The organism is Methylophaga sp. UBA5088 (genome assembly GCF_002414625.1).
Taxonomy (GTDB): domain Bacteria; phylum Pseudomonadota; class Gammaproteobacteria; order Nitrosococcales; family Methylophagaceae; genus Methylophaga; species Methylophaga marina.
In genome coordinates, this window is sequence record NZ_DIAC01000014.1 from 1 (window position 1) to 1,287 (window position 1,287).

Annotated in this window: 1 protein-coding gene and 1 pseudogene; both read left to right on the plus strand. The window is 46.9% G+C overall.

Annotated features, from left to right (window positions below; all coding sequences use genetic code 11):
- A partial coding sequence (locus B4K20_RS01955) for an aminomethyltransferase family protein (RefSeq protein ID WP_289281704.1) occupies positions 1 to 977 on the plus strand: 977 nt, incomplete at its 5' end.
- A 2-nt stretch (positions 978 to 979) separates the two neighbouring features.
- Positions 980 to 1,287, plus strand: a pseudogene (locus B4K20_RS01960) (sarcosine oxidase subunit gamma); the annotation flags it as partial.

A 1,287-nucleotide genomic window follows, 5' to 3' on the forward strand; every position in this document is an offset into this window, starting at 1 on the left:
CCTTAGGCAAGATTGAAGTCTATGGGGCCGATGCGACCGAGTTCCTGGAACGTTTTTATACCGGTAAATTCAGCAAACAAAAAATCGGTGAAAGTCGCATTGCTTTGTTAATTGATGAAGCGGGTGTGATGCTGGATGACGGCCTAGCCGTTCGTGTTGAAGCCGAAAAATTCTATGTGTCTACCAACTCGTCTAATGCGGCAACGGTTTACCGTGAGATGCAACGGAATGTCCAGTTGTGGGGCTTGCAAGTCACTCTGGTGAATCTGACTGGTGCCATCGCAGCCATGACCTTGGCCGGACCCAAATCACGTGAGATTTTAACGTCACTGACCCAAGCTGACCTGAGTGATGCTGCTTTACCTGATGGCAATATGACCCAAACTAAGCTTGCTGGGGTGGATGCCAAAATTATGCGTGTGAGCTTTGTGGCCGACCTGGCTTTTGAGATTCATGTGCCATACAAAGCGGGCTTGCATGTTTGGAAGCAGATCATGGCGGCGGGACAATCACACGGCATACGCCCATTTGGTACAGATGCTCAGCGTCTGCTTCGCCTGGAAATGGGGCATCACTTGATAAGCCACGATACGGATGGTCTGACTAATCCATTTGAAGCACATTCTGAAGCGCTGGTGAAAATGGATAAGCCGTTCTTTATCGGTCAACGCAGTCTCAAGATCATCGCGAAGAAAACACTGAACAAAAAGCTAGTGAACTTTGTGCTGGAAAAAGACTTTACGGGTGAGATGCCGAATGAATGCAACCTGGTGATTGAAGACGGCAATATCAAAGGTCGAGTTACCAGTATTGCTTATAGCAAATACCTCAACAGAGTCATTGGTTTTGCGTTTGTTGCACCAGAACAGGGCAGTCCGGGCTCAACGTTTTCTATTCGTACCGATAGCGGTGCAATGGTAGAAGCAACAGTCGTTAAAGCGCCTTTTTTTCACCTACTTGATAACAACGGAGAGTAAGCATGCAAAACGACATTTTTAAAAGCCCGGTCGCTTTTTCTCAAGCCCCTTTGAAACCCATCAATGGTTTTGTGAATGGCATGGAGACTGCAATAGCCATAGCGGACAAGGCTATTGAAGCAACACGCCACGAGTTATTAAGTATTTGTGATGTGAGTGCATTAAATCGCTTTGGTGTGAAAGGACCAAACGCAGCAGAGTGGTTAGCTGCTGCCAGCCTGACACTACCTGAAGCAAAAAATAGTTGGACACTACAAGGTAAACGCGAGTTGGTTTTAAGACTAGGTGGCAGTGAATACCTGATCGAAGA